Annotated in this window: 1 protein-coding gene; it reads left to right on the top strand. The window is 60.9% G+C overall.

Annotated features, from left to right (window positions below):
• Positions 1–299 precede the first annotated feature (299 nt).
• Positions 300–775, top strand: a 476-nt coding sequence (locus tag V6C16_RS14590) for a glycosyl hydrolase 108 family protein (protein ID WP_333543607.1), incomplete at its 3' end; no start/stop codon positions are given.

A 775-nucleotide genomic window follows, 5' to 3' on the forward strand; every position in this document is an offset into this window, starting at 1 on the left:
TTTACGGGCCGCAAGTAACAGAAATGCAAATGTCAGATCGCCCGTGCGCCTGTTAGGGCGCGGCTGGTAAGAAAGCCTTACAGGCGCATATGAAGAACCCCCGGCTAGGCCGGGGGGTTCCTTTTTATGCAAAAACCCTCCCGGCAAGGGGTCTGACAGCCTATGACCCGCCCCAGGCAAGCAAATAGCGGTACTGAACCCGTTCAGTCTTACCGCAGCCGCCCTTTTTGACATGGTGTACCCACGCCGCCGCAGTGGCGGACACATTCACAAACACGCAGCACATGCCGGAGCATGCCATGTCGAATTTTTTTCAGAAAGCCCACGAATTTACCGCCCGCTGGGAAGGCGGCCTTACCGACCACCCCTCTGACCCCGGCGGCCTGACCAATCACGGCGTTTCCCTGCGATGGGTGCAGGACCTGGCCCGCCAGGCGCGGGAAGACTGTCTGCGTCAGGCCCGAAGCTGCGACGGCTGCCATGAGCTGCGAACCAGCAAATGCGGCTATTACAGCCTGGATATGGACATGGACGGTGATGTGGACGCCGATGACATCCGCGCCTGCACCAAAGCCCAGGCTGCGGCCCTGTTCAAAAAGCACTTCTGGGACAAGCTTGCCTGCGGCGGTCTGCCTTTGCCTCTGGCTACGGCGCTTTATGACGGCGCGGTGAATATGGGGCCCGCACGGGCCGTGCGTCAGATGCAGCGGGCCATGAACACCGTGGGAGAATCGGAACTGGACCGCTACGCCCCCATTGCCGAGGACGGCATCAT

The organism is Desulfovibrio sp. 1188_IL3213, assembly GCF_036763145.1.
Classification (GTDB): domain Bacteria; phylum Desulfobacterota; class Desulfovibrionia; order Desulfovibrionales; family Desulfovibrionaceae; genus Desulfovibrio.